Below are 24261 nucleotides of genomic sequence, written 5' to 3'. Positions count from 1 at the left end.
ATAAAGCATTTTAAGCTTTTCGGCTTTTCTTTTCAACAAAATCCTGCAAACGTTTTGCGGCTTCTTCCAAGGTTGCCCAATCGGTTGCATAGCTGATCCGTAAATTGTCTGGTGCACCAAACCCAGCACCAGTAACGACTGCTACTCCGGTCTCTTCCAGAATTGCTTCCACAAAATTATTGATGTCTTCATATCCGCACATATTCATTGCTTCCCTGACGTTTGGGAAAAGGTAAAAAGCGCCTTGCGGTTTTACTAATTGAAAACCTGGAATGGCTGCAACAATCGGATAGATTTTATTTAATCGGTCTTCGAATTGCTGACGCATGATTTCAATGGAGTCTTGATTCCCTGACAGTGCTTCAACAGCAGCATATTGACTGACAGCTGTAGGATTGCTAGTTGCTTGAGAAGCAATATCCGTCATCGCTTGAATGATTGTCTGATCGCCAACGGCAAATCCAATCCGCCAACCAGTCATGGCATATGTTTTTGAGACACCATTAATGATGATCGTTTGCTTACGAATAGCCTCAGACAAGCTAGCAATCGGCGTAAAGGAGTGCCCATTGTAAATCAGACGACCATAGATATCATCAGAAACAATCAAGATATGATGTACAACTGCCCACTCTCCAATAGCCTGTAGTTCTTCTTTCGAATAAATTGCTCCCGTTGGATTGGAGGGCGAATTCAAAATAATGGCTTTAGTCTTGGCTGTTCTAACAGCTTCTAGTTGAGAAACCGTTACTTTAAATTGCTCGGTTTCCGCAGCATAGACGAAGACTGGTTGCCCTCCTGCTAGTTTCACTTGCTCTGCATAGCTGACCCAATATGGCACAGGAATAATCACCTCATCTGCTGGATCGATCACTGCTTGAAACAACGCATAAAGCGCAAATTTAGCGCCATCTGTTACGATCACTTGGTTGGTGTCATACGTTACGCCATAAAACTCCTGCAGATAGCGTAGGATGGCTTCTTTTAGCTCAGGGATCCCAGCTGTCGGGGTATAAAAACTTGCCTTCCCATTTTCAATGGCTTGGATAGCGGCTTGACGAATATTCTCAGGAGTAATAAAGTCGGGTTCTCCTACCGTCAAACTCAATACGTCAACGCCTTGTGCTTTTAACGCCTTAGCCTTGGCAGCTGCAGCTAATGTAACTGAGGGCTCTACTTGATACGCTCGTTTGGAGAGTGTCATGTCAACCATCCTTTCTCTAAATCAAATATTATTGATGGCATTGATTTCCTTGCCGTCTTTAAAACCTAGCAAATAATAATGAAGTTCACCAGAAGCATCTTTCGTCATGATTTCCCAAGCAGCTTGCTCTTTAAACAATCCTAAAGTAGCTTTCTGGATCGTTTCTTCTGGATGCTTTTCGGCAACTAATTGACGAGCGGCTTCTTCCGTTAGACCATCTGATTGTTTAAAAACTGACACTTTTTCACCGCTTTTAGGAATAATGACGATGATTTTATTTTCTTTATCATCTGTACCAACTAAACTAAAAGAAGAGGCTTGACGATTAAACCAATAAAATTGATCGACCTCTTTCAAATCCGTATACTTTTGAGCAATTTCGATTGCTTCATTGCGTGCCTGTCGCATCGGACGAGTCGAACGGATGTAGAAAATCGATGAGAATATGATAACGATCAATAAAAAAACGATCGCACCCAGTAAAATCATCACACGGCGTTGTTCTTTGTCTTTCGTTTTCACTCGTTATCCTCCATAAAAATAATATGCTCTATTATAGCAGATTTCAGCTATCTTTTAAGAAAAATGTTTTTTTGGTGTTTCTTCTGCTCCAGAATCAAAAAACGCCCGTATGTCCTCGGTCATTTCTTGTGGTGTAGCTTCTTTGACCGGCAGATTTTTTGGCAAACCTTTAAGTATTCGCTTGCCATACTTCGTAGAAAGAATCCGACGATCAAGAACCACCATTACTCCTTGATCATTTTCCGACCGAATCAGACGTCCCAACGCCTGACGCATTCGGATAATTGCTTTTGGCAGTGCATCCTCCTTGAAAGGATCAATGCCTTCCGATGCTAAAAAAGCATGACGTGCTTGAACAAGCGGTCGTTTGGGGTTCTCAAATGGTAAGCGCGTCACAACCGCGATTTTGAGCGCTTGACCGGGTAAATCGATGCCTTCCCAAAAACTATCTGTTCCAAAAAGAATCCCATTTTCCGCCAGTAAAAAGCGCTTGATGATTTTCTCGCGACTACCGCCAGTCCCTTGTGCTACAAGTTCTCGTCCTTGTTCCAAGGCTTTTTTATGCAGTTTTTCATAGACCCGTTTCAATGTTTCATGAGCAGTGAATAATACAAGTGTTGGCTGCAAATTTTCAAATAGCAACGGTGTTAATGCATCGGCCAAATATTGCGCGTATTCTTCATTCGTTGCTTGCTGAATCGAGATTCCTTGTTTGACAATAAACAGGCGTGCTTGCTTTTCATAATCATAGAATGCCGGAATCGTTTTGACCGTCACTTCAGGAATGCCTAATCGGTGAGCAAAGTAAGATTTGTTACCAGGAATTTTCAATGTACCGCCTAAATAAAGAATATGTTTGTACCTTGAATACCATTTGCTTTCGATAATTTGATTTCCCTGCAGGTCTGCCACTTCAATCATCGCTGCAGCAGTCCCTGCTTTTTTCTTGATCCAATGGACATACCGAGGTTGCCAATTCATCAGCCACGATTGAACCGTTGCTGCCTGTACCTCCATATCATGGAAATAATCGAACAAGCGGGCAATCAGGATGCGCTCCCGAGCCAATCGCCGTTCTTCTGTCGCCATGAAGGTTGTCTGCAATCGCTGTTGGATTTCTAAAATTTCTTTATAATACAAATGAATTTTTTGATGGAGACGATCTTGCTGCAAGCTGCCATCGTAAAGATCCTTGCGTTGGACAAGTGTCAGTTCTTCCCCATCGATCACGAGTGTTTCAAAATAGGCTTCTAGCGTATCGATAATCAATTTGATGGCATCGATATACAATGAAAACAAATGGGAAAGATCGAATTCTTCAGCGACGAGTTGCTTGATCTCTTCAAACAAACCTTCTTCATTCATTTGCAAAAATTGTCGTTTGAACTGTTGGGAATCAAAGGAATTTTGCGAATATCTTTCGGCAATCTCCGGCAAATGCTGGACTTCATCGATCAGCAGAAAGTCACTCGTTGGTAGTAGTGGATACTGTCGCCGATTTTCCTGCATCAAAAATGCATGGTTGACAATCAGCACATTGCTTTGTGTCATCTTATTATAGAGATGGCGCACAAAATCCTGCTCATAAAAAGATTGATTCTTTGCCAAAAAATCCACCCCTCGATGACGGATTTCCAAAAACAGCGGATGATCAAGACGCACAAGATTCAATTCATCAAAATCTCCGGTCTCAGTTTTGGTCAGCCAAACTAAAAGTCCCATCTGGTACTGGGCATACTGTTTTTGTTCAAGCGGTTGTTCTAATGTTGCTTTGAACCGCTGGAGATCAATGTAGTGTTGATGGCTTTTCACAACAGTTGCCTGCAACGGTTGTTCCAGTACTTGATTGACTAATGGGATGTCTTTAGCCAATATCTGATTCTGTAGCAAAATCGACGTGGTACTGACGATTAATGGTTTTTTTGGAGTAGCTAAGTAGCTTGCAGGAAATAAGTACCCGATGGTTTTTCCCATGCCGGTTTCTGCCTCAATGATCAGATTTTTTTCTTCATGAGAAAAGTGATCATAAACAGCATTCATCAACCGCGCTTGTTGTTTTCGATAACTGAGGCGACCATCAAAACATTTGATCTTATCCGCTTTAACTTTAGGATACTCTCCTTGAAAATAGCTTGAATCAAACAATGGCACACTCTTTTTTCGCAGAACCAATCCATCGATTTCTTCCAAATGTTCAGGAAGCGGCTCTTCGGTACGTTCACTGACGATCCGCTGAATATACTGACTGGTCTGCATCCCCATTTGACCGCTCAACTGGGCGATTTGCTTTAAAGTCACCCATGGCAGTTCACGCATGATCGATTCGATGTACAGCAATAATGCCGCGGTCACTTCCGCATCGCTATCCGCCTGATGTGGATTCTCATGAACAAATCCGATACTTTCAGCCAGATCTCCCAAACGAAAGCTGCTTTCTGTCGGCAAAAAAACTTGCGCCAATTCCACGGTATCGATTCCTGGAATCTCAAGGGGCGGCATCCCGCATCGGATTAATTCTTGACTTAAGAAATGATAGTCAAAATAAATATTATGAGCCACAAAGACTGTTTGTGTTAACAAATTATAAATCGTATGAGCAACATCTTCGAAATACGGTGCTCGTTTCACTTGTTGATTGGTGATATGAGTCAAATTCTGGATCTGCTTTGATATTCTTCGATCCGGATTGATATCTGTCGCAAATCGATTAATGACCTGACCATCTTGGATCAAAACACAGCCAAATTGGATGATTCGATCAATGGCAGGATCAGTCCCCGTTGTTTCAAGGTCGACCACAGCGTATATGGGTTTCATTTCGCTTCCTCCTTACGCACTTCTTGCATTATACTACAAAATCTTTGCCTCTTACATCTGTTTTAGCCAATAACGAGGAAATCAAATTTTGAGATCAATCAGACGAGAAGCTTGATTTTAGGACTAAAGTCCTCATACGTTCATCCTATCAAAAATCAATGGACCATCCGTATCTTTCGACAAAGGTCAGGAACTTTTTTATAATTTAATTAAGAAGGAGGCGTTTAAATGAAACGGTTTGAAAATAAAAGGGTTATCGTGACGGGTGCAGCATCCGGCATTGGCAAAGCAGTTGCCCAGCAATTTCTGGATCAAGGAGCAGTCGTTGGTCTATTAGACATTGATGAAACAGAATTGAAGGCATTTGTAGAAGCTACTGAAGGTCAATCGATTTATCGTGTGGTTGATGTATCAAAAGGAGAAGAGCTCTTACAGGCAGTCACAGCGTTGGCACAAGAGTTGGGTGGTGTCGATATTCTCCACGTTAATGCAGGGATCAATGGAACCTGGACCCCTATCGAAGAGCTTTCACTAGATGATTGGGATACGACCATTACAACGAATCTTCGCAGTACTTTTGTCACAGTTAAAGCAGCAATTCCTTTTTTAAAAATCAACGGCGGCAGTATCGTGATCACAAGTTCGGTTAACGGCAACCGAATTTTCAAAAATTTCGGCGCTAGTGCCTACAGCACATCTAAGGCTGGTCAAGTTGCTTTCATGAAAATGGCGGCACTCGAGCTTTCCGGCTACAACATCCGAGTCAATGCGATTTGTCCAGGAGCGATTTCAACAAATATTGATGAGAATACGGCTATCGAAGAGGCTGTTGAAAAAATCAAAATCCCAATCGTCTTTCCGGAACGGGAACGTCCTTTGCGTCAGGAGACTGGTATTCCAGAACAAGTAGCTAACCTCGTGCTGTTTCTTTCCTCTGAAGATGCAGGAAACATTTCGGGTACAGAAGTCTATGTTGATGGAGCAGAATCATTGTTGTAATAAAAAAAGCCTGTGAAACAAGGCTTCAAAAACATACAACATACTTAGAGCAGAGGAGGAACTTATCGACGGATGAGTTTCTCCTCTGCTCTTAGTATGTTTTTTCCATAGGTAAACTTGTTTCACAGACCATTTCAATTTTTGATTAGGTTTGCGATTTCTTCTAGAAAATTTTCTTTTCCATAGAAATCTGCATTCAATAGTTCTGGAAAGACCGCTTCAAAGAAGTAAGACACACTAGGACGGTGATTAAAATTTTTGACCGTCATTACTGCTTCGCGAAACATTTCTTTGTAGACTTTATCTGGATTGCTTTTTGAAATTTCTTCAAAAGATTCATAAAGCAAATCAATTTTATCTGCGATCGCCAACAATTGGCCTTCCAGGGAATCATCTTTACCATCCGCCAATCTACGACGATAAATCGGCTGAAATGATTCTGGAATCTCTTCTTCGATGAATGTATCTGTCATCTTTTCTTCTACTGTCGAAAGCATTTGCCGCAATTCTTTATTTGCATATTTGACAGGCGTTTTGATGTCTCCAATGAATCGTTCAGTATAATCATGATTTAATGCTTTTTCATAGAGAATCTGCCAATCGATCGTATTTCCCGCCTGCTCTTCAATATCAGCCAATGTCTGGGCAATCATTGCGACTCGAAAAGAATGCGCCGCGACGCTATGTTCTGTAAACTTAAAGAACCCCGGCGCCCGTTGAATCTTTTCCAAATTCGCCAGTCCCAAAATAAATTCATTCAGTCCCATCCTGAGTCCCCCTTTTTTCAAGTATAACAAATACAGAAAATGCAAACAAATTTAGACTCTACCTTCTTTTGAATGAAAGCACAAAAAAAGAGCAGCTAGGCTGCTCTGATAGGCAATAATTAAGCTTTGTTTACGTTAGTAGCTTGTGGTCCACGTTGTCCGTCTTCGATATCGAAAGTAACAGCTTGACCTTCTTCTAAAGTTTTGAAGCCTTCACCTTGGATAGCTGAAAAGTGAACGAACACGTCGTTTCCGTTTTCTGCAGTGATGAAACCAAAACCTTTGTCTGAGTTAAACCATTTTACTGTACCTGTTTCCATAATAAAAATCCTCCTTGTGTTAAAACACATATTTTGCAATTACTTGTATATGGTGAAAATGTGGGAGATGTTTTAAAATGAAACAAGCTACCATAAATTACCGTAACAAAAACTACACTTCGTATTATAGCACAGTTTTTGCTTCTTGACTATCGCAAACTTAAAAAAAATGAAAACGCAATTATTTCTTAACTTCCCCACAAAGAAGGCACTTTTTTAGAGAAAAAGCCTGTGACATATGTTCTACAACAAAGGGACTAATCCGAAAAATTCTACGATTGCTCCTACAGTTTGTAAGTTCTAGTAGCAACTATACAAGGGATAAGCAATCCTGGTAAATCGTTCAGATTATTCTTCTTGTTGTTTATGTCACAGGCTAATTTATTCAACTGGTGCTTTACGGATATTTAGGAAACTAGTACCGCAAGATCGCAGTTAAACTTTTCTCATCCGGCGCATCTTTTTGCTCCAATATAGAGACTTCTCCACTGTTTTCCAACACATTTTTGGCCAATGTATTCAGCACTTGCCGACGATCATACTCAGTATCCGGGTCTTCTCCGAAGCCATCCACTAAATTTGAAGTGGCGATAAAGAGCTGCGCGATCCGTCCTTCTTTCGCTGCTGGTACAATGTCCACTAATTGATCCATAAATTTGCGGTCAAGCAGTTTGTTGTAAGAAGCTACTTCATTCTGCATCAGATCGTCCATCAATTTTTGCGCACACTCAGCAATTTGTTGTGGGGATAATGAAGCAGGCGATGACGCAATACAAGCATCTTTTTTGAAGTAACTTGTTTTTGCAATCTTCTTAAATAATGTTTGATTTTCAGGGAGTGCAAAAAGATAAAGCGGTAAATTTTCCTCATTTGGAAATTCATTTTTAAAATAATTGTCTACAGCTTGGTAGTAATTGACATGATCAATCTCAACCTCTTCGTCTTTAGCACTGAAGCCGTGATAGGCAACGCCTTCACCAGAACTGTTTGGTCCACCTTGTGCACTATAATTGAAATCTCCACCACCGCTGATTTCTTCGCCAAGAGCAGTCTCAATGTCAATAGGAGCGTCTTCAGGCAATGCCACTTCAGTGACTTGCTTGTTTTCAACACGGTATACTTTCATGGAATCCCGATTCAATGCAAGTAAATAAAAGGCATAATTGAATTGGGCATTTTTGATGATCGCCAACAGATAAGGTGTATCTCCGACATAGTATTGATCATCCACGGGAATACTCAAGCGATGGATCAATGTTTCTTCTGCTGTTAAGATCACTGCCACACTTTTGGTGCTGCTGCGCCAAAATGCCTGATCAGCAAGCAGAGTCTCAATTTTTTCCTGGAATTTGTTCCATGAGTGGTCGGGATATCTCTTCTCAAATCGGCGTTTTGCTTCTTTAGCAAAATTTTTGAATTTGATTTGATCTTTCTCTACATTTTGGTGACCTACGTGAGTATTTAGCATGATCGTGACAAATGGTCCATTGATTCCGTCAGTTGTTAATTGCGACAAAAAAGCTTTCCCAAATTTTACCATTCAACATTACCTCCTACTTGATCGGTTACACCTAAAGTGTACCATGCCTATTTTTATCCATAAAGCAAAACGATTGCATAAATCGGGTTTCTATTCCTCATCTTCCCTTATCCCGCAACAAAAATAACTATGACTTAGGGTTGCAGGAAGATGAATTTACAGGTAAAATGGGATTGTTGTGTTCCCTTAGTTAAATGGATATAACAAGTCCCTCCTAAGGATTAGTTGCTGGTTCGATTCCGGCAGGGAACGTTGAAAGAACCTGTTAAACTCTTGTTGGACAAGAGTTTTTTGCTTATCAGATAAAAAACTCTTAGCTGCAACAGAACACTTGTCTAAGAAGCAAGTTAAAACCAAAGATGATAAAACAGATCTGGTCCATCAGCTGTCCGTATCACTGCTCTCATTTCTTAAAGGATTCCTACCTAAAACGCGAGGGAACCATCAGGTATTTTGCTGGTTGGACGACTCGATAAATCAGAAATAGTCTTCTAATATTGGTTTTCCTATTGGAAGATTAGACTTGATGCAGTTTATTGCTGCATCATTTACCACTAATTGTTCCAAGAAAACCATTGTATCAACTGTTTGGTATCCCATAAATAACTGGACAAAACGCTGCACGGTTGTTTTTACTATTGGTTGTTGCGTCTGCGTTACTTTTTCGACTGAATGCTGACCGTCCTTGATAGAGATTTCATAAATCCCATTGTTCCAAGGCGCATATTTATCTTCTTGGATCTCAATAGCAAAAGCTCCATTTAGCTGATAAGCAAAAGGATATTGCGCCAAAAAGCGATGAACATCGACTACCCGCGCCATCATATCCGGTCTCACCTGATAGTGTGCTATTGGTTTGGCAGCAATTGCCTGGCGAATATCATTGTCATAACCTGGTTGATAAATGATTCGGGCAACAGAATCGGCATGAGAGACAATCAATCGATTCAATCCGTGATAAGCCTCAATATTTAAGTATCCCCACTCTTCAATGATGAATTTGCCTTCTTGAATCGTATAAACTAAATAACCGGTATTATTCCCAGCTTCATCGCGGTAAATGGCAAATGTATACGGCTTACGATACGTAAATTTGATCGTTTCCCACCAATCTGCTCGCAGCAATCCGCCTTTTTTATGTCTTGGCATCGCATGATAAATATCGTGGATCACACTTTTAGCCTCTGACCATGGCAGACGCTGAATCGAACCTGTTACTTTGGGACTATCGGCCCATTCATGAGCAGCAACGTCATAGACCATACGTTCAAAGACGTATTCATACCCATAGCGACGATAAAAGGGAAAAGAAAAAGGTGCTAAATAGGAAAGGACAATTCCCTGCTCATAACAATCTTCCAAGATGCGGCGCATGATGCGGTCGATTCTTCCCTGACTTCGATATTCTGGATATGACGCAACAAAACCGATTCCTGCCATCGGATAGCTTGTTCCATGAAAATCAATGGCAAAAGGTGTGGCCATGATTTGACTAGCCAACTTTCCTTGATCATCATACGAACCATAGTTCCATGAATTCTCTGCTAGTAAGCGATAACGCTCCTTATTTTTCTCACTTAATTCCCATTGGAAAGCATAAGCCACTAAATCCAAAACTTCTTGTGGGCCTGCTTCATCCATTCTACGTACATCACTCATCCGATTTCCTCCTATTACCTACCTGGAAAACACAAAAAAGGCGTCACAGGACCCCTTTAATATGATTCTTCCATCATAACCAGCATTTTTTTGAATTGTTTTCGTTTAAAATAACCTAGAATCGTTCCAAGCAGCATATCATTCATTTGTTGCAAAATACCGAATGACTTCATCGTTTCCGTATAAATTACCTTTGTCTGCTTTTCATTTATCGTTTCCAGCTCATAGCGAACGACAAACTCATTTTTGGTTGTCTCTGTCCGAAACTGATAGACTTGATTCTCAATGACTTCTTCAATTTTGATTTTTGCACGGCTGGAAGCTGAAAATTCCTTGACGTACTCATATCCGGCTAACTGTTTGCGGGAAACCGTTTTGCCTGTTGCCTTGCGGATATCAAATATCACTGAGTCGATTATTTTATCGAAAAAGACTGGACTTGGAACGTTCAATGTTTTTTCAATTTTCATTTAGACTGTCCTCCATTTGATTGATCAGCTTTTTTCTTGCCTTTCATAAACAACAAACCGCCGCCTATCAGCAAAGCAATTCCAGTAGTAAAACTGAAAATGTCTAAACGCATATTGCTTGGGTTCATGCTATACAAAATCACAAGCAACCCGATACTGCACAAAAATAAGCCGTTTTTTATCATTTTGATTCATCCCTATCTATTTAATCGTCCCTGACATCAGTTGTATTACGACATCAAACAGCGGTTGCTTGAAAGTATAGCACAGATCCCCATGGTTGAGCCTTAATCAATTCTTTCGCTTTTTTAGCTGCTGCTTCTGCATCGTCAGCTGTGGTAGTAAAAATCAATTTGATCCCTTGTTTTTCTTTAAATGTGTAAGACACACCGTCTTCATTGTATCCTTCTAATAATTCTTTGATTGCATCTTGTTGCATAGCACTTGCGATTGAGATCATTTTTTATTCCTCCTTGAGCAGTTTTCTTGCTGCTGTTTTCTAACTGTATTCTAAATGAATGAAAAGAAGAACTGCTACCTCAACTATGAAGCGATAGCAGTTCCTCTCGATTAAAGGGCTATTCGCCTAATTTTGGATCAATTTTATTTGCTGAGATAACAAATGGTGCCCAGATGAAGAAGGTGACCACCATACATACTAAAGTGACGATTGGCGCACGCCAGTCTGCACCGGTTGCTAAGAATGATAATAACATTGGCGGCACAACCCAAGTTACTTGTTGAGAAACTGGTGAGACTAATCCCCAGTAAGTAGCTAACCAACCAATTGTTGTAGCAACAAGCGGTGCAATAATGAATGGAATGAACATGATCGCATTCAATACGATTGGCAAACCAAACATGACTGGTTCGTTGATATTGAAGATACCAGGTCCAATTGATAATTTGGCAACTGTCAGATAGTCTGCACGTTTAGAGAAAACTAAGATGGCGATCAAAAGAACGATCGTTCCACCTGAACCACCAAACCATGCAAATGCATCGAATGATCCACGAACCCACATATACGCTTTTCCATCTTCAATGGCTGCTAATACCGCGCTTGTTCCAGTTTTTCCATCATATCCTTTTTGGAAAATATCAATATTGATCAACTGTGCTTGTCCCCAGATACCTTCCAAAACTGGTGCCAATACGTTTGGACCATGGATACCAAAGAACCAGAAGATTTGCACAAAAACAGTAACGATCAAGACTGCACCTATTCCTTGAGAAAGACCCAAGAATGGTTCAGCAATATATTTCTGAACAAGGTCGATAATCAATTGTCCATCCGTCAATTGTCCAACAATAAAGTTAATAATAGCAATAACATACAAAGCGATCGTTGCCGGTAAGATTGCGGCAAAAGCTTTCGAAACTGCTGGTGGAACGGAATCCGGCATTTTGATTGTAATATTGGCTAACATTAATTTACAGAAAATGATGACTGAGATTGCTCCCATGATCATTACAGTAAAGTATGCATTCCCATTTAGATGGTTCAAATTCAACCAGCCCCAGCCGCCAGCTGTAATTCCTTCAGCTGTTGCTGACCAACCAGTTGTTGCTGTACCAGCATTGATTTCATCCATCAAATTTGCAGGAACTGTCGTCGCAACAGATGTGCTATATGAAAAAGCGATTCCTTGGATCAGTGTCGCCATTCCGACGATCCCACCGGCAAGGTCATTGACGCGGTATGCTCGGGCTAAGTTATACCCCCAAGAAAAAGCAAAAACCAATCCAGCTACAGCTAGTGTACCATTCCAAACAAACCCATTAATACTAATAATTTCACGTATAACTGGAATTGTACTTGCATCATAACTAGGCCAAAACTGTGGCGGCAGATCGCGAATGATCGCATTGATCATTACAGCGATCGAACCAGCCATTGTCGCGGGCATTGTTCCAATAAACGCATCACGCAACGCTACTAAGTGCTTTTGAGCACCGATCTTCGCTGCTACGGGGAGAATGTATTTCTCCATCCAACTCGTTAATCCATCCATTTTTATGTCCTCCTATAAGTTCTATTCGCCAAAGAAGATTTTTCTAAGAGATAAAATCAACAAATAACTACTTCTATCCGTTCAAAGATTATTCGTTACTCATACGTCGATAAATATCAATGATTTCTTTCGCTAGATCTGTAAATGCGATTGATGTCATTAGATGGTCTTGCGAATGAACCGTCAACAAGGTCACTGTCATATGGTTGCCTTGTGCTTCTTGTGTCAACAAACCAGTTTGTGAGTGGTGTGCTTCTACTAAAGATGCTTCAGCATCCGCAATCTTTTGGTCTGCCAATTCAAAATTTCCTTCTTTGGCTGCCGCAATTGCCTCCATTGCATCACTTTTCGCATTTCCGCCATACATGATCAAACCCATAATGGCTTCCAAATTTTGCTCGTCCATCAAAAAAATCCTCCTCTTACTTCACTACTTCATTAAGCTTTCTGCTTGTGCTAAAACTTTTTCGCCATTCATCATGCCATAATCAGCCATGTTGATGACTTCTAAAGGAATCCCTTTAGGTGCTAATTTTTGTTCAAACTGTGATTTCATAAAACGTACTTGTGGGCCTAACAATAGAACATCCACCGGTTTTGATTCTAAATGTTGGTCTGCTTCTGAAGCGGAAACTGCAAAAATATCTGCGTCCATTCCTTTTGCTTCAGCTGCTTTTTGCATTTTTGTTACCAACAAACTAGTACTCATGCCAGCAGAACATACGAGCATAATCGTTTTTTTCGCCATCATTGTCACTCCTTTCTAAATTATTATTTACACTTTACTATAAAGCAAAAAGCGTGCCAAAATAAAAAAAGTGCAAACCTTGATTTAACAATGGTCTGCACCAATTTAACGCTTACACACTTTTACTTTTTCTCATTACACACTAATATTGTGTGCGGATTCATGATGATTTTTTATTTCATTTTCTAAGAACATCTGTGTGAGATACGCAATCTCATCTTCAGAGATCTTGATTTGATAATTTTTTTCGATTTGCAGCAAGTTCGTTCGCAACACATCGGTCTCGATTCGATACCGCTTTTGGAAGCTTGCTAAATCCTTAAATGCTCGGGAAGGTTCCTTCTTCAAATTGCTCTCCACAAGAAAAGCAAGGTGGATCACTAACCCGGCATCTACAGTCGGTTCTAGTGTCACATGCAGCTGATTCTGAACCTGATGGACGATTCGTTGCAAGCTCTCGATCAAATGGTAGACAGACCCGACATGCGTAAGGGTATTTTCAAGAGAGCGAACAATTTTCTCGATGGGAACTTCATCAGAAACGATTCGCTTCAGCACATTCAACCGTTCGTCATCAAAGACATCATAAGCCGAAAAGAAAGGAATGTTTTGATAATCGATATCTACTGTGCCAGCGATGGCTTTGATCTCATATTCTTCTAGCAACCCATCGATGTGTTTCTTGAAGGTTTCTTTCTCAATAAATTGCATTTGAATAATTTCGACCTTCTCTTGATCGACGACCGGATAGATGCGCTGATACAGCTTGGCAGCGACACCTTCTCCCGTAAAGCACGTAACGATTACTGCCTTTTTATTGCCTTTGGCTTCCCGAACCGTGCGGAATTGCTCTTGAACGATCGTCTCAAAGGAACGCTGGATGTTTTGATAGATATCCTCGAGACTGCGTCCACTCTCTGCCATGCGCAAAGCTTCCAGCACGATCATCGTACTGGACATGGAGATTGCTTTCGTCCGAATGCCCGTTTCTTCATAAATAAGTGTTGCAAAAGAGTTCAATGATCCCATATCAGTGAGAAGCAATAGACCATTGCTTAATTTATCTTTATTCTTAGAAACATAGGCCAGTAACTTTTCATACATGGCGCCCACTTCTGTATCCAATGACATATTCATTGCATAACCGCTAGTGGTTTCCAATAGCTCCTGTGCGGTTTCCAGCATGCTGCTAGCTGTTGCTCTTCCATGCATCAAGACGACGACTTCTACCTTCTCAAGCGGCATGATCTGTTTTTTCACCTGAATAGCTAGAAACATACTAATAAAGCCAATTTCATCGAAGGGAATCTCCACGTGTCGTTCCTCTTCAATAATAGTTGATAGATCCATCGCCACCTGAAACTCTGATTTCAGATTTTTCCGAATCGTATTTAAGTCTGGATGAACGATCATGTGGCCTTCTTTTACGCGTTCTAATGTACTTTGAAGATGAAGTGCAAAGGCAAAACGTGCTTTTTCATTGTATGTACGATCCAATTTTTGCTCAGCGATATCATAAAGGTGATTGGTCAGTTTCCAAATATCTTCTGGAATCAACTCTTTGTGAACGGGATTTTGCGTCAGCTCTTCTACATACATTTCAAAATAGGCATCCACATCCTTGGAAATCAGATTTTCCAGATCGATCGTTGCAACACCTGTCTCGATCAAGCTGCTGACTTTCTCTTCAATCTCATTGTAAACCTGCATATTTCTTTGAGGATCTTGTGACCAAACAACATCTTGATCCCCAGGCTCGAAACTCAAAAAATCGCCTTTGCCTTCTAAAAATCGATCGAGACGTTCCGACATTTCTTTGATTTTCAACAATCCTTTTTGGACTTGCAGTGAACAATCTTCTTTACGAATCAATAAATGCTTTTTGCCGTAGGTCCGATAATGGAGAAATGCTTTGGCACAGACTAATTTCAAATCACGTTTGATTTGACCGATATTGCCTTCTGCTTCATACAGCATAAAGGCCAAAATCGCATCTCGCTCAACGTCGATCCGTTGATTGAGCCGAGTTGCTTCTTGCTTGATAAATAAGGAGATGATTTCATATCGTTCATCCAGTGAACGACTCTCCACATTCGGCAAAGTGATGGCCATTGGAATCCTTCGGTTGAATGTCGTCAAAAATGTTTCTGAAGATTCTGTTGTAGCACCGATGATCTGCACAGAAGCTTCGTACACTTGATTGCTTTCACCTAGAGGACGATAGACTCCCTTGTCGATAAAGGTAAAGAGCATTTCCTGGCCTTCCGGCGGCAAACGATGAATCTCATCCAGAAACAAAATACCGCCATCGGCTTTCGCCATTAGTCCGGGACTATCTTCCGCAGCGCCAGTGTATGCTCCTTTGCGGATCCCAAAGATATGACCAAATAGCAATTGGGGATTTTGCGCATAGTCCGCACAATTAAACGCAACAAATGGGGCATCTTTTTTCAGCATTTTTGATTCCACAGCGAAATGATACATACACTCCGCAAATAATGATTTCCCGGTCCCGGTTTCGCCGAATATAATAGTATGCAGTCCACGGGGCGGATATAGAATGGCCGCTTTCGCCTGTTGGATACTGACTTTCAAAGAAGCTTGAACGCCCACCAGACTTTCAAAACTAACCTCGGAGGACACATCCACATGAACTTCCTCATTCAATGGTTCATAGATTACTGGCCGACCAGCACGCTTGCTGATTTTATTTTCTTTAAATAATTCACTGAGATAACGGCTTGCATTACTGCGATCGATTTGTAAAATCTCCGCAACCTCTAAGGCTGTCAGACCTTGTTTGTGCAGTTCGATCGTCTGAAAGATTTCTTCTTTCCTTGAATTCACGAAAATGCCTCCTCAATATTACACACTAGTAATTAACCACCGTTAATGGTAACACAAAAAGACGCTCAATGGCGTCTTTTGCCTTTATCTTTTTGGTTTTTTTGCTTTTTCTTCGTTTTCTTTGGCATAGTGTGTAATTTTTCAGAAGTTTTTCTGGAATTTTTCTGCACACTCTGCTCTTTTTTAGGTTCACTTTTAACTTCCGGACGCTCTGTGTGAAGCGCACCTCCATGCAAGAAAACTTCTTGCAGCGTTAGATCCAGCTGTGCGGCAATTTTCTTTAGATCCTTTAATGTATGGTCTTGAACGATCGTGATCACTGTGCCCTCATTTCCCATCCGTCCCACACGACCTGCTCGGTGAAGATAAGATTCTTTCTCTTGTGGAACCTCGGTGTTGACCACATACCCCAGCTGATCGACATCCAATCCTCTGGCAGCAACATCTGTCGTTAGTAATTCACAAATCTTTCCCTGACGGAACCCATCAAGCGAAGCACGGCGGGTCAGTTTGTTCTGGTCTGAAGCAAGGGAGGCGACTGGCAAACCATGAAAGAGCAGTTTTTCTTCAGCATTACCTAATGCACTTAATTCATTGAAAAAAATCAATCCCTGAAAATCTGGTAAGTAAGCCAACCGGCGCAAAGCATCCACTAGTTTACGACTCGGGTAATTCAAATAATAATGATGGATCACCCCTTTGCTCTGGTCTTCCTCTGTCACATCAATGACCTGTGGTGTTTCAAAAGCCAGTTCTTGAATTTCTTTTAGAACCTCATTGGCAGTTGCAGAGAAGAAACTGCGAGTCGCCTGTTTTGGAATAAGCGTCAAGATTTTGCTAGCGAGCCCAAAGGCCCCTTCTTTCAGTAATTGATCCACTTCATCCAAGACTACCCCGTGAATCTGTTGCGTTTTGACTTTTTTTAATTTGATCAATTCCAATACTCGTCCTGGTGTCCCCACCAAAACTTCTGGTTTGGCCTTCAACTTTTCAATTTGTCGCTTAGTATTTGCGCCGCCAATCAGTGGTAAAACCTGCAAATCTAAAAGCTGGGCCCAATCTCGTGCGACCTGTGTGACCTGCATGGCCAGTTCTTGGGAAGAGGTCAAAATCAGGAGCTGATTGCCTTCACCAACTTTTACAGTTTCCAATAAAGGTAGTAAATAGGCCAATGTTTTCCCTGAACCTGTCGGCGAAACGCCTACTACTGATTGTCCTGATTTCAAGAGGGGGTAAACCCGTTCTTGAATCAGTGATGGCGCAGAAAAGCCGCTGCTTTGCCATTTTTCTTGCCAAACTTCTGCTAAATAAGTTGCTGTCATACATTCCATTCCTTACTCTTTGTCTGCGTCAAAGGAGATTTCTGCGTGTTTTCTCATGAGATAGATCGCTTCATTGACATCACGAGCTAATTCGATCCATTCTTCATAGCGCGCACCCAATTGGGGATCTGCTTTATTTTCGATGACTTCTGCAAAATCTGCAGCTTCTTCGACCATCGGATTTGCCTGCGCGGTCACCGGTAATACCGTTTCATTATTTGTACGGTCATAAAATACCGCTTGTTCAATGGCATTGACTGCATTTAGTTCCAGTGTTCCATTTTCAAAATATATTTCGGATTTCAAGTCAGAGTTGCCGATTTTTCCAGTTTGAATGGTTACGTCAAAAGTTTCATAACGTAAAATGATCGTACCGATCCCATCGACTCCTGTCACGATTTTCCGGGCAAAATAATAAACATTTTGTGGTCTGCCAAACCAAGCTAGTGCTGCATAAACGGGATAAACACCCAGATCTACCAATGCGCCGCCAGAAAAATGGGGAGAAAAAATATTTGGCTCCTCTCCTGCTAACACTGCATCATACCGTGAAGAGTATTTCATATAGGTAAAGTTTGCACCAATGATATTGCCATGTTCAGTTAAGACAGACGCAATGGTGTCAAAACTTTTCTCATGAATGTTGCGCGCTGCTTCAAAAAATAAAACTTGATTTTCATTGGCCAATTCAATGATCTCAGCCATTTCTGATGGTGTCGAAAAGGCAGGTTTTTCGACGATCACATTTTTTCCTGACAAAATTCCTTGTTTTGCTTGTTCAAAATGCAAACTGTTGGGAGATGCAATATATACCGTATCTAATTCTTCTAGTTGAAAGAAAGCCGTTAAATCATCTACACAAGTCACTTCTCCGTATTTCTCTGCAAAAGACTGAGCAGTCGCCAGTTTTCTAGAATAGACAGCCGTTAGATGGTAGCGTCCCGTTTCATGTGCAGCTTGTACAAATTGATCCGTGATCCAATTTGTACCGATTATCCCTAAATGAATCATTCATATTCCCTCTTTTCTTATAAGTTTGGGTCTTCAAAAGCAGCCGTAAGATCAAAAGGTACTGCTTTATTAATGGAAATGCTGGTTTCATCCACAAGACAATTATACGCGAAAACTTGGATTCCGTCTGCAATTGCTTGTCCGATTTTTTTTGCTAGCTCTGGTTGCATGGCACGATGGATCGTCGCGACATCAATGTCTTCAAATTGGACGACAAACAATACCGCGGCATAGTACCCTTCTTTCTTGGCATCTATCAGTTCACTTACATGTTTCAATCCGCGACTGGTGGGCGCATCTGGAAAAGCACCCACTCGTTTGTTTTCCAAAGTCATCCCTTTGATTTCTATAAAGCCCTTTTCTCCGACATCTGTTTCAAAATAAAAATCAAACTTTGAACGGTGATACGTCACTTCTCTCTTTAGTAAAGTTAGATTGCCTGTGATCTGCGGTAAAAGAATCGTTCCGTCCAATAAGGATTCATAGGCCAAACGGTTTGGGACTTGACTGTCGATATTAATCCATTGGTCGCCCTTTTTTACTGCGATCAAATCATAATTAGTTTTTCTCTTTGGACTATTCCAGTATTGCAAAGTGACTAACGCACCAGCAACAAGTACCTCTTTTCCTCGACCAGTATTTTTGACGTGAACGATTACTTCCTCCCCTGACATCAATCGACAGCGGGCAATAAAGCGATTTTCCCGAATAATAAATATCGCTAAGTGACTATTTGGATATTCCATCTTTTTCCCTCTCCATTAATACCTCGGCCTTAAAACAGCCGGACTTCCTTAAATAAACGCTAAATCAGTTGATCTAGTAATTGATGATGTTCTGATTCTCAGTGAAAGACTCTCTTTCAATTAAAGTAGGAGAAAGCAGAAAACTTTCTATCTGATTTTACCATAAGCTATGGAACAATGCTTTGGGTCAGCATCATTGCTGCAGCTATCCGCTGCAGCTGCAATTTTCTGGTATTTTCTGAGGGCTGTAAGATTTTGATAAATGGATTATGCGGTCAATTAAAAACTTTTAAAGTTCCGACCAAAGTAGGAGGATTTCTTTGTTCCCCATGGTATACTAGTTCCATCATAGGTAGGAATGGATGTGAAAATGTGAAAAAACGTTCACTGTTGATTGGTCTGTCACTTTTGACCGGTGTTGCCAGTTCGCTCATATTAAGAAAAGAAAAGCAAAAAACTGAGCCCCGCCAACAATTCGTGGGGAAATGGCAGTTCACTTCAAAAATGAAAGACACTGTATCCATTGAGATCACAGAGGAGCATTCACTGACAATTGATGGGAAACATTCACCTACTGTGATCGTTGAGCTGACCCCATCAAGATTGGTTTTACTAGATTCATTGGGTTACCATTTGATCATTGAACAAAAGGACCAGCGCTTCACCCTTTATGATGAAGCAGAAGATTGGCAATATCCTTTGACAAAAATCGAATGATTTCTTCAAAGTTTCTTCATTATTTATTCTTGATTTCCTCTGAAAATGCTCAGACTTTCTACCAGCATTTTTAGACAGTTCATGCTATGATAGTAATAAGAAGTGGTTGAACAAGGTGTTCCGTTGAGTGATAGATGATCGTTCATAGATTAAGGTGTAGGTTCGATTCCTACCTTCCACATTAATTAAAAACAGAAAGAAGGGATTTCTATGTTAGCGACGTTTGTTTCACTTTTTTCAATCTTTGGTTTAGCCGCATTACTTGGAGGAACGCTGTTTCTTGCCCGCCAATTGATGCAGCAAGAAACAAGAGCAGTGAAAGTACCTGTAAAAGTGCAAAGTGAGGATCCCCGAAATCATATTCGCCGATAGTTTTATTAGATAAAAAAACTGCTTTTCTTTGTTCGTTAAAGAGAAGCTTTTTTTATGTCTAAAAACAACTGTTGTTTCAAGACAAAGCGATCACTGGTGTGATTCGGCAAGAAGAAAAAAGCTGGTTCTTACGAATTTTTGAACTTTCTGTTAGAGTATTGCAACTCAGGAAACTCTTTGTTAAACTTTTGATTTAGATACAGAAACGAAGGAGTTTACCTATGCAGAAATTATCCAAAATCTGGTATTCATTGATTGCGGGTCTAGCAACCCTCTTTTTTATTGCCGGAATACCAATGATCTCCCACGCTGAGGAGACTACATTTACCGCTGAAGAAATCAAAAACTTTTCTATCGATGCAAAAGCTGCTTTTTCAGTGGATTTCGATACAGGCAAAATTTTATATGACCAAGAGGGAGAAACCCCGATGGGCATCGCCTCAGTAACAAAAATCATTAGTCTGTATCTAGTAGCAGAACAAGTCAAGCAAGGCAAATTGACTTGGGAAGACCCTGTTGAAATCTCACAATATGCAGCCGACCTCAGTGTCACACCTGACTTGTCCAATGTTCCTTTGCATCGTGATGTTCAATACACCGTTAAAGACCTTTATGAAGCGAGCTACATTCAATCAGCTAATGCTGCGGTCGTTGCCCTAGCAGAGAAAATTGCCGGGTCGGAGCCAGCCTTTGTCGATCAAATGAAAGACAAACTCACTGAATGGGGAATCACAGATGCTAAGATTGTCAATGCTTCCGGACTGAATAACACCTATCTGGGAGAAAACCTTTACCCTGGTTCCACTTCCACTGATGAAAATGAATTATCTGCAAAAGATGTCGCTATCGTAGCGAGACATTTGCTCCAAGACTTCCCAGAAGTATTAGAAGTCACCAGCACGGTTACCAAAACATTTGGTGAAGGTTCCTACTCACCAGTTGAGATGGTCAACTGGAACTGGATGCTACCTGGTTTCATCAACGCCAAAGATGGTGTTGACGGTTTGAAAACCGGAACCACTGATTTAGCAGGTGCTTGCTTTGTTGGAACGGCTGTGCGAGATGGCCAGCGTATTATCACCGTAATGTTAAACGTCAACGGTCATGCTGAGAATCCTAGTGTACGTTTCACCGAAACAGGCAAACTGATGGATTACTCATTTGATGCGTGGGAGCAAGTTCCTATTCTATCTGCTGGTGATCAGTTAGCAGATACAAAAACGGTCGCTGTTAAAAACGGCAAAGAACTTACTGTTCCCATAGCGGTAAAAAATGATCTTTCTGTTTGGGTACGTAAAGATATGGATCCAAAAGACTTCACTACAACAATCGATTATAACAAAACAATGAACGAAGAAACTGTCTCTGCACCAGTTGCCAAAGGAACGGATTTAGGAAAAGTAACAGCAACGATTCCTGCAGATACATTAGGTTATATGGATGGTAGTAAAGAAGTCCCTACTACTGAGCTGATCACTACTAAAGCCGTTGAAAAAGCAAATATTTTTGTTATCGGCTGGCGATCAGTTGCCAATTTCTTTACAAATCTCTTTTAATCAAAAATAAACTTCCAGTGTTTGGCGTTGCCGGTAAGACCGGTAATCACTAAAACACTGGAAGTTTTTTGTTAAGAGAGTAACTCTTCTTTGGTTACAACAGGCGCAATCGGTTCAATAGGAAAATACAGTTCTACTTCCCCTTCTTGAAAATTAGGCAGGTAGTGTTCCTGAATAGCTGCTGCCAGTTGAACATTATTTTCTGGAAGAACTTCTCTCAGCATCTTCTCTGTCATCATGTTTAGATTGGCTTCATTTGTTTTTACGACCATGTATTCCATCTCTGGCATTTGCCAACGGACCCAATCTACTGGTGGAAAATTATCCGTAGTGACTTGGACACCCGCAAGGTAACGTCCTGTCTCTTGCCATGGTTCCAGCCAGTTCTCTCCGTCACTCATCAATCCCCAGAACTGCAGATTTTCCGCTTCTTGATCGGCTAGCAAAAACTCGATTTCTTCAAAATCTTTCGTTGCAAGATCCCATAGTGCCGGTACCCATGAAGGGCCTTCTTCAGCAAGACCTTTCCCTTCTTTTCCGACAACATAAAACGCTGGGAGTGTTACTCGGATCACTTCACCTAATTCCATGCTTGTGCCTCCTTCTTTCTTCTCTATCCATTGTAGCGAATTCAAGAAAATTCAGCAACTTTGACCACATCTGCAAGCTTTTTCTTCGAAAATTAGGTATACTGTTCTTAGATTTAAAGGAGTGAAAAGAATGGATTTTACACAAATTGGGCTTTTCAGTATCGCTTATATCTTAGGAGCGATTTTTGTTTTTTGGTACCGCAAGAAAAAAGATGACCCAGATATCTTTTTCTTCGAGTGTTGTTGGACGATTGCCGCTTTATTGGCCTATTTGTCCATTTCGGAATTACGTACTGGCAGTTTTTTTATCTTAGCCCCGCTTAGTTTGGCCGGATTATTTTTATATTCCTATTTTAAAAACAAGCATCGTTTAGTGAATGGTTTGCTTTTTAATGTCTACATCTTGACCTTTGGGATTTATTTGCTCGTTAATCTTTATCGGACAGAAGATATTTTAGTCGGCGGGATTTTAGCCGTTGCATTAGTTGGCTTTCTATTCGTTTTTCTTTTTGGTTTGTATGGATTGATTATTTTCCTCTATTGGAATTCAATCGTCGTTTTACGCCGAGAATCCCACTCATTGGCCAACCTATTGACATTGGTTTTAGCTATCGTTTTAACGATCTTGTTGGTATCGGATTCCTTTTTACATGCCTTACCAAGTTGGGTCAGTGTTTTATTTACAATTTTTCCGGCATCGCTGCTTTATTTTTTTGTGGTTTTTCTTAACTTTTTGTCGATCTCGGTTATTTATCAATTCAATCATCCCCGCTATGACCAGGACTTCATTATAGTTTTAGGGGCAGGTCTCCTTAATGGCGAGAAAGTTTCTCCATTATTAGCCCAACGGATCGATAAAGCCATCGCATTTTATCATCTTCAATTTCGTGCGAAGAAAACAGCCCCTCGTCTTTTGATGTCCGGTGGTCAAGGCAGCGACGAAAAAATTCCTGAAGCAGTGGCCATGAAAGAATATGCCGTTTCTCAAGGAATCCCTGAAAGTGAAATCTTAGTGGAAGCCAATTCGACAACGACTTACGAAAATATGAAATTCTCCAAAGAAATCATGGATTCGTTACGTCCAGAAGGATATCACGCAATCTTTGCTTCCAATAACTATCATATTTTCCGGGCAGGGATGTACGCCGACCAAGCGCATGTCAAAGCAGATGGGATTGGCTCACACACAGCCTTCTATTACTTGCCGAATGCTTTTTTACGAGAATATATCGCCATTTTGTTCATGCACAAAAAAAGACATGCGTTAGCTATAGGCGGAATTGCAATCATCATCTTTTTGATGACTATTCTCGAATTTTTCTTTGGAAACTAGCGTAAGTATGCCCTTTGAATGGAATCATGAGCACCACGATCCAATTGTTTCACCACCATACAAAAAAAGCGCCTGGAATCTGATAAATCACTACAGATTCTAGGCGCTTGCCTGTTTTATTAGAGATGTGTTGGTCGTTGTTTATGCCAAAACCGTTGTTGCCATTTTGCTTTCATGGCTTGAGTCATTGGTTCTGATGCTTCCTTCACCGCACAATATTTATCCACCATGGTTACGATATAACTTTCTTTATATCGGGGTGGTGCAATGGTTGCTCCCCACATATGTTTCAAAATAATGTCCCGCTCGAGATCACTTAATTCAGTAATTTTCTCTGCGTTTTTAACGGCAATTCGCGGATGCATATAGGCATGTGTTCCTTCATCGAATTTGGTTGTACGCCAATCATAATAGAAAAGGTCATGCAATAATCCAGCCCGAGCTGTTGCACGAGCATTGCCGCCCCATTTTTTTGCCAATTTATAACTGTAATAAGAAACGCTGATCGAATGTTCTAAACGTGTGGAACTCATATGTTGAACATAATTGGCTAATTTTTTTACAGCTTCTGTCTCTAACAAATCTGCTACATAAGACATATACTCGCTATCTTCTTGCCATTTTTCTGTCATAGATTTATGCCTGCCACCTTTTTGATACTGCTTATTTCTTACAAATAGAAGTATAGCATCTGCTCAGACAGAAT

24 protein-coding genes and 1 tRNA gene are annotated in these 24261 nt (G+C 40.8%); 6 read left to right on the top strand and 19 right to left on the bottom strand.

Translation table 11 applies throughout. The features are described 5' to 3' along the window. Positions 1 to 10 precede the first annotated feature (10 nt). Genes DVW06_RS08720 through DVW06_RS08710 form a run of 3 tightly spaced genes read right to left on the bottom strand, consistent with a single transcriptional unit; the run spans position 11 to position 4543 of the window. Positions 11 to 1204: a pyridoxal phosphate-dependent aminotransferase gene (locus tag DVW06_RS08720; RefSeq protein ID WP_117474609.1), complete on the bottom strand. Its 1194-nt coding sequence runs from the start codon at positions 1202 to 1204 to the stop codon at positions 11 to 13. A 21-nt stretch (positions 1205 to 1225) separates the two neighbouring features. Continuing rightward, entirely contained in the window at positions 1226 to 1726 is a 501-nt protein-coding gene (locus DVW06_RS08715) for a cell wall elongation regulator TseB-like domain-containing protein (RefSeq protein ID WP_117474610.1), read from the bottom strand. Between the two features lie 54 nt (positions 1727 to 1780). Then, on the bottom strand, positions 1781 to 4543 hold the full coding sequence (locus DVW06_RS08710; RefSeq protein ID WP_117474611.1) for a helicase C-terminal domain-containing protein: 2763 nt from the start codon (positions 4541 to 4543) through the stop codon (positions 1781 to 1783). Positions 4544 to 4771: 228 nt separating this feature from the next. Here DVW06_RS08710 and DVW06_RS08705 point away from each other — a divergent pair, with 228 nt between their 5' ends. After that, positions 4772 to 5542: an SDR family oxidoreductase gene (locus tag DVW06_RS08705; protein ID WP_003126921.1), complete on the top strand. Its 771-nt coding sequence runs from the start codon at positions 4772 to 4774 to the stop codon at positions 5540 to 5542. Between the two features lie 134 nt (positions 5543 to 5676). On the opposite strand, the gene DVW06_RS08700 is transcribed toward DVW06_RS08705, so the two are convergent. From DVW06_RS08700 to DVW06_RS08690, 3 genes are all read right to left on the bottom strand, one after another. Then, positions 5677 to 6309, bottom strand: a complete 633-nt coding sequence (locus DVW06_RS08700) for an HD domain-containing protein (RefSeq protein ID WP_005472230.1) — start codon at positions 6307 to 6309, stop codon at positions 5677 to 5679. Positions 6310 to 6428: 119 nt separating this feature from the next. Then, entirely contained in the window at positions 6429 to 6629 is a 201-nt protein-coding gene (locus DVW06_RS08695) for a cold-shock protein (RefSeq protein WP_003126918.1), read from the bottom strand. Positions 6630 to 7044: 415 nt separating this feature from the next. Then, positions 7045 to 8169, bottom strand: coding sequence for a baeRF6 domain-containing protein (locus DVW06_RS08690; protein WP_003126913.1), 1125 nt, complete (start codon positions 8167 to 8169; stop codon positions 7045 to 7047). A 180-nt stretch (positions 8170 to 8349) separates the two neighbouring features. Here DVW06_RS08690 and DVW06_RS08685 point away from each other — a divergent pair. Further along, positions 8350 to 8421: transfer RNA gene (locus tag DVW06_RS08685), tRNA-Arg, on the top strand. A 225-nt stretch (positions 8422 to 8646) separates the two neighbouring features. Here the strand turns inward: DVW06_RS08685 and DVW06_RS08680 are convergent. The 11 genes from DVW06_RS08680 to sfsA form a co-directional block, all read right to left on the bottom strand. After that, complete coding sequence (locus DVW06_RS08680) at positions 8647 to 9828, bottom strand: GNAT family N-acetyltransferase (protein WP_117474613.1); 1182 nt, start codon at positions 9826 to 9828, stop codon at positions 8647 to 8649. A gap of 56 nt (positions 9829 to 9884) precedes the next feature. Continuing rightward, positions 9885 to 10298: a DUF3284 domain-containing protein gene (locus tag DVW06_RS08675; RefSeq protein WP_003126911.1), complete on the bottom strand. Its 414-nt coding sequence runs from the start codon at positions 10296 to 10298 to the stop codon at positions 9885 to 9887. Beyond that, complete coding sequence (locus tag DVW06_RS08670; protein WP_003126909.1) at positions 10295 to 10483, bottom strand: DUF3188 domain-containing protein; 189 nt, start codon at positions 10481 to 10483, stop codon at positions 10295 to 10297. Before DVW06_RS08670 ends, DVW06_RS08675 begins: the two co-directional genes overlap by 4 nt. Before the next feature lie 53 nt (positions 10484 to 10536). Then, positions 10537 to 10758 (bottom strand): hypothetical protein, encoded by a 222-nt coding sequence (locus tag DVW06_RS08665; RefSeq protein WP_003126906.1) that lies wholly within the window; start codon positions 10756 to 10758, stop codon positions 10537 to 10539. A 118-nt stretch (positions 10759 to 10876) separates the two neighbouring features. Further along, positions 10877 to 12313 carry a PTS sugar transporter subunit IIC gene (locus DVW06_RS08660; protein ID WP_003126904.1) on the bottom strand — a complete coding sequence of 479 codons (1437 nt, stop codon included), beginning with the start codon at positions 12311 to 12313 and terminating at the stop codon, positions 10877 to 10879. An 88-nt stretch (positions 12314 to 12401) separates the two neighbouring features. Beyond that, entirely contained in the window at positions 12402 to 12719 is a 318-nt protein-coding gene (locus DVW06_RS08655) for a PTS lactose/cellobiose transporter subunit IIA (protein ID WP_003126901.1), read from the bottom strand. A gap of 24 nt (positions 12720 to 12743) precedes the next feature. Continuing rightward, on the bottom strand, positions 12744 to 13061 hold the full coding sequence (locus DVW06_RS08650) for a PTS sugar transporter subunit IIB (protein ID WP_003126900.1): 318 nt from the start codon (positions 13059 to 13061) through the stop codon (positions 12744 to 12746). 135 nt (positions 13062 to 13196) lie between these two features. Continuing rightward, positions 13197 to 15908 carry a sigma 54-interacting transcriptional regulator gene (locus DVW06_RS08645; protein ID WP_003126899.1) on the bottom strand — a complete coding sequence of 904 codons (2712 nt, stop codon included), beginning with the start codon at positions 15906 to 15908 and terminating at the stop codon, positions 13197 to 13199. A 65-nt stretch (positions 15909 to 15973) separates the two neighbouring features. Beyond that, on the bottom strand, positions 15974 to 17230 hold the full coding sequence (locus DVW06_RS08640) for a DEAD/DEAH box helicase (protein ID WP_174784174.1): 1257 nt from the start codon (positions 17228 to 17230) through the stop codon (positions 15974 to 15976). Between the two features lie 12 nt (positions 17231 to 17242). Further along, positions 17243 to 18241 carry a Gfo/Idh/MocA family protein gene (locus DVW06_RS08635; protein WP_003126897.1) on the bottom strand — a complete coding sequence of 333 codons (999 nt, stop codon included), beginning with the start codon at positions 18239 to 18241 and terminating at the stop codon, positions 17243 to 17245. Positions 18242 to 18258: 17 nt separating this feature from the next. Beyond that, on the bottom strand, positions 18259 to 18987 hold the full coding sequence (gene sfsA, locus DVW06_RS08630; RefSeq protein ID WP_005472220.1) for a DNA/RNA nuclease SfsA: 729 nt from the start codon (positions 18985 to 18987) through the stop codon (positions 18259 to 18261). Between the two features lie 372 nt (positions 18988 to 19359). On the opposite strand from sfsA, the gene DVW06_RS08625 reads away from it, so the two are divergent. From DVW06_RS08625 to DVW06_RS08620, 3 genes are all read left to right on the top strand, one after another. Then, positions 19360 to 19704 (top strand): DUF4828 domain-containing protein, encoded by a 345-nt coding sequence (locus DVW06_RS08625; protein ID WP_003126895.1) that lies wholly within the window; start codon positions 19360 to 19362, stop codon positions 19702 to 19704. 210 nt (positions 19705 to 19914) lie between these two features. Further along, on the top strand, positions 19915 to 20076 hold the full coding sequence (locus DVW06_RS17200) for a hypothetical protein (protein ID WP_003126893.1): 162 nt from the start codon (positions 19915 to 19917) through the stop codon (positions 20074 to 20076). A 221-nt stretch (positions 20077 to 20297) separates the two neighbouring features. After that, positions 20298 to 21632, top strand: coding sequence for a serine hydrolase (locus DVW06_RS08620; RefSeq protein ID WP_137264562.1), 1335 nt, complete (start codon positions 20298 to 20300; stop codon positions 21630 to 21632). 71 nt (positions 21633 to 21703) lie between these two features. Here the strand turns inward: DVW06_RS08620 and DVW06_RS08615 are convergent, their stop codons facing one another. Continuing rightward, complete coding sequence (locus DVW06_RS08615) at positions 21704 to 22222, bottom strand: GyrI-like domain-containing protein (RefSeq protein WP_005472215.1); 519 nt, start codon at positions 22220 to 22222, stop codon at positions 21704 to 21706. A gap of 130 nt (positions 22223 to 22352) precedes the next feature. Here DVW06_RS08615 and DVW06_RS08610 point away from each other — a divergent pair, with 130 nt between their 5' ends. Next, positions 22353 to 23555: a YdcF family protein gene (locus tag DVW06_RS08610; protein WP_137264561.1), complete on the top strand. Its 1203-nt coding sequence runs from the start codon at positions 22353 to 22355 to the stop codon at positions 23553 to 23555. Between the two features lie 119 nt (positions 23556 to 23674). On the opposite strand, the gene DVW06_RS08605 is transcribed toward DVW06_RS08610, so the two are convergent. Next, positions 23675 to 24187: an HD domain-containing protein gene (locus DVW06_RS08605; RefSeq protein WP_003126881.1), complete on the bottom strand. Its 513-nt coding sequence runs from the start codon at positions 24185 to 24187 to the stop codon at positions 23675 to 23677. Positions 24188 to 24261 lie beyond the last annotated feature (74 nt).

It is taken from the genome of Enterococcus sp. ARL09-542 (assembly GCF_005234805.1).
Classification (GTDB): Bacteria; Bacillota; Bacilli; order Lactobacillales; family Enterococcaceae; genus Enterococcus_D; species Enterococcus_D gallinarum.
Note: the sequence above shows the minus strand (reverse complement) of the source record. Positions and strands in the feature narration are given on the sequence as shown.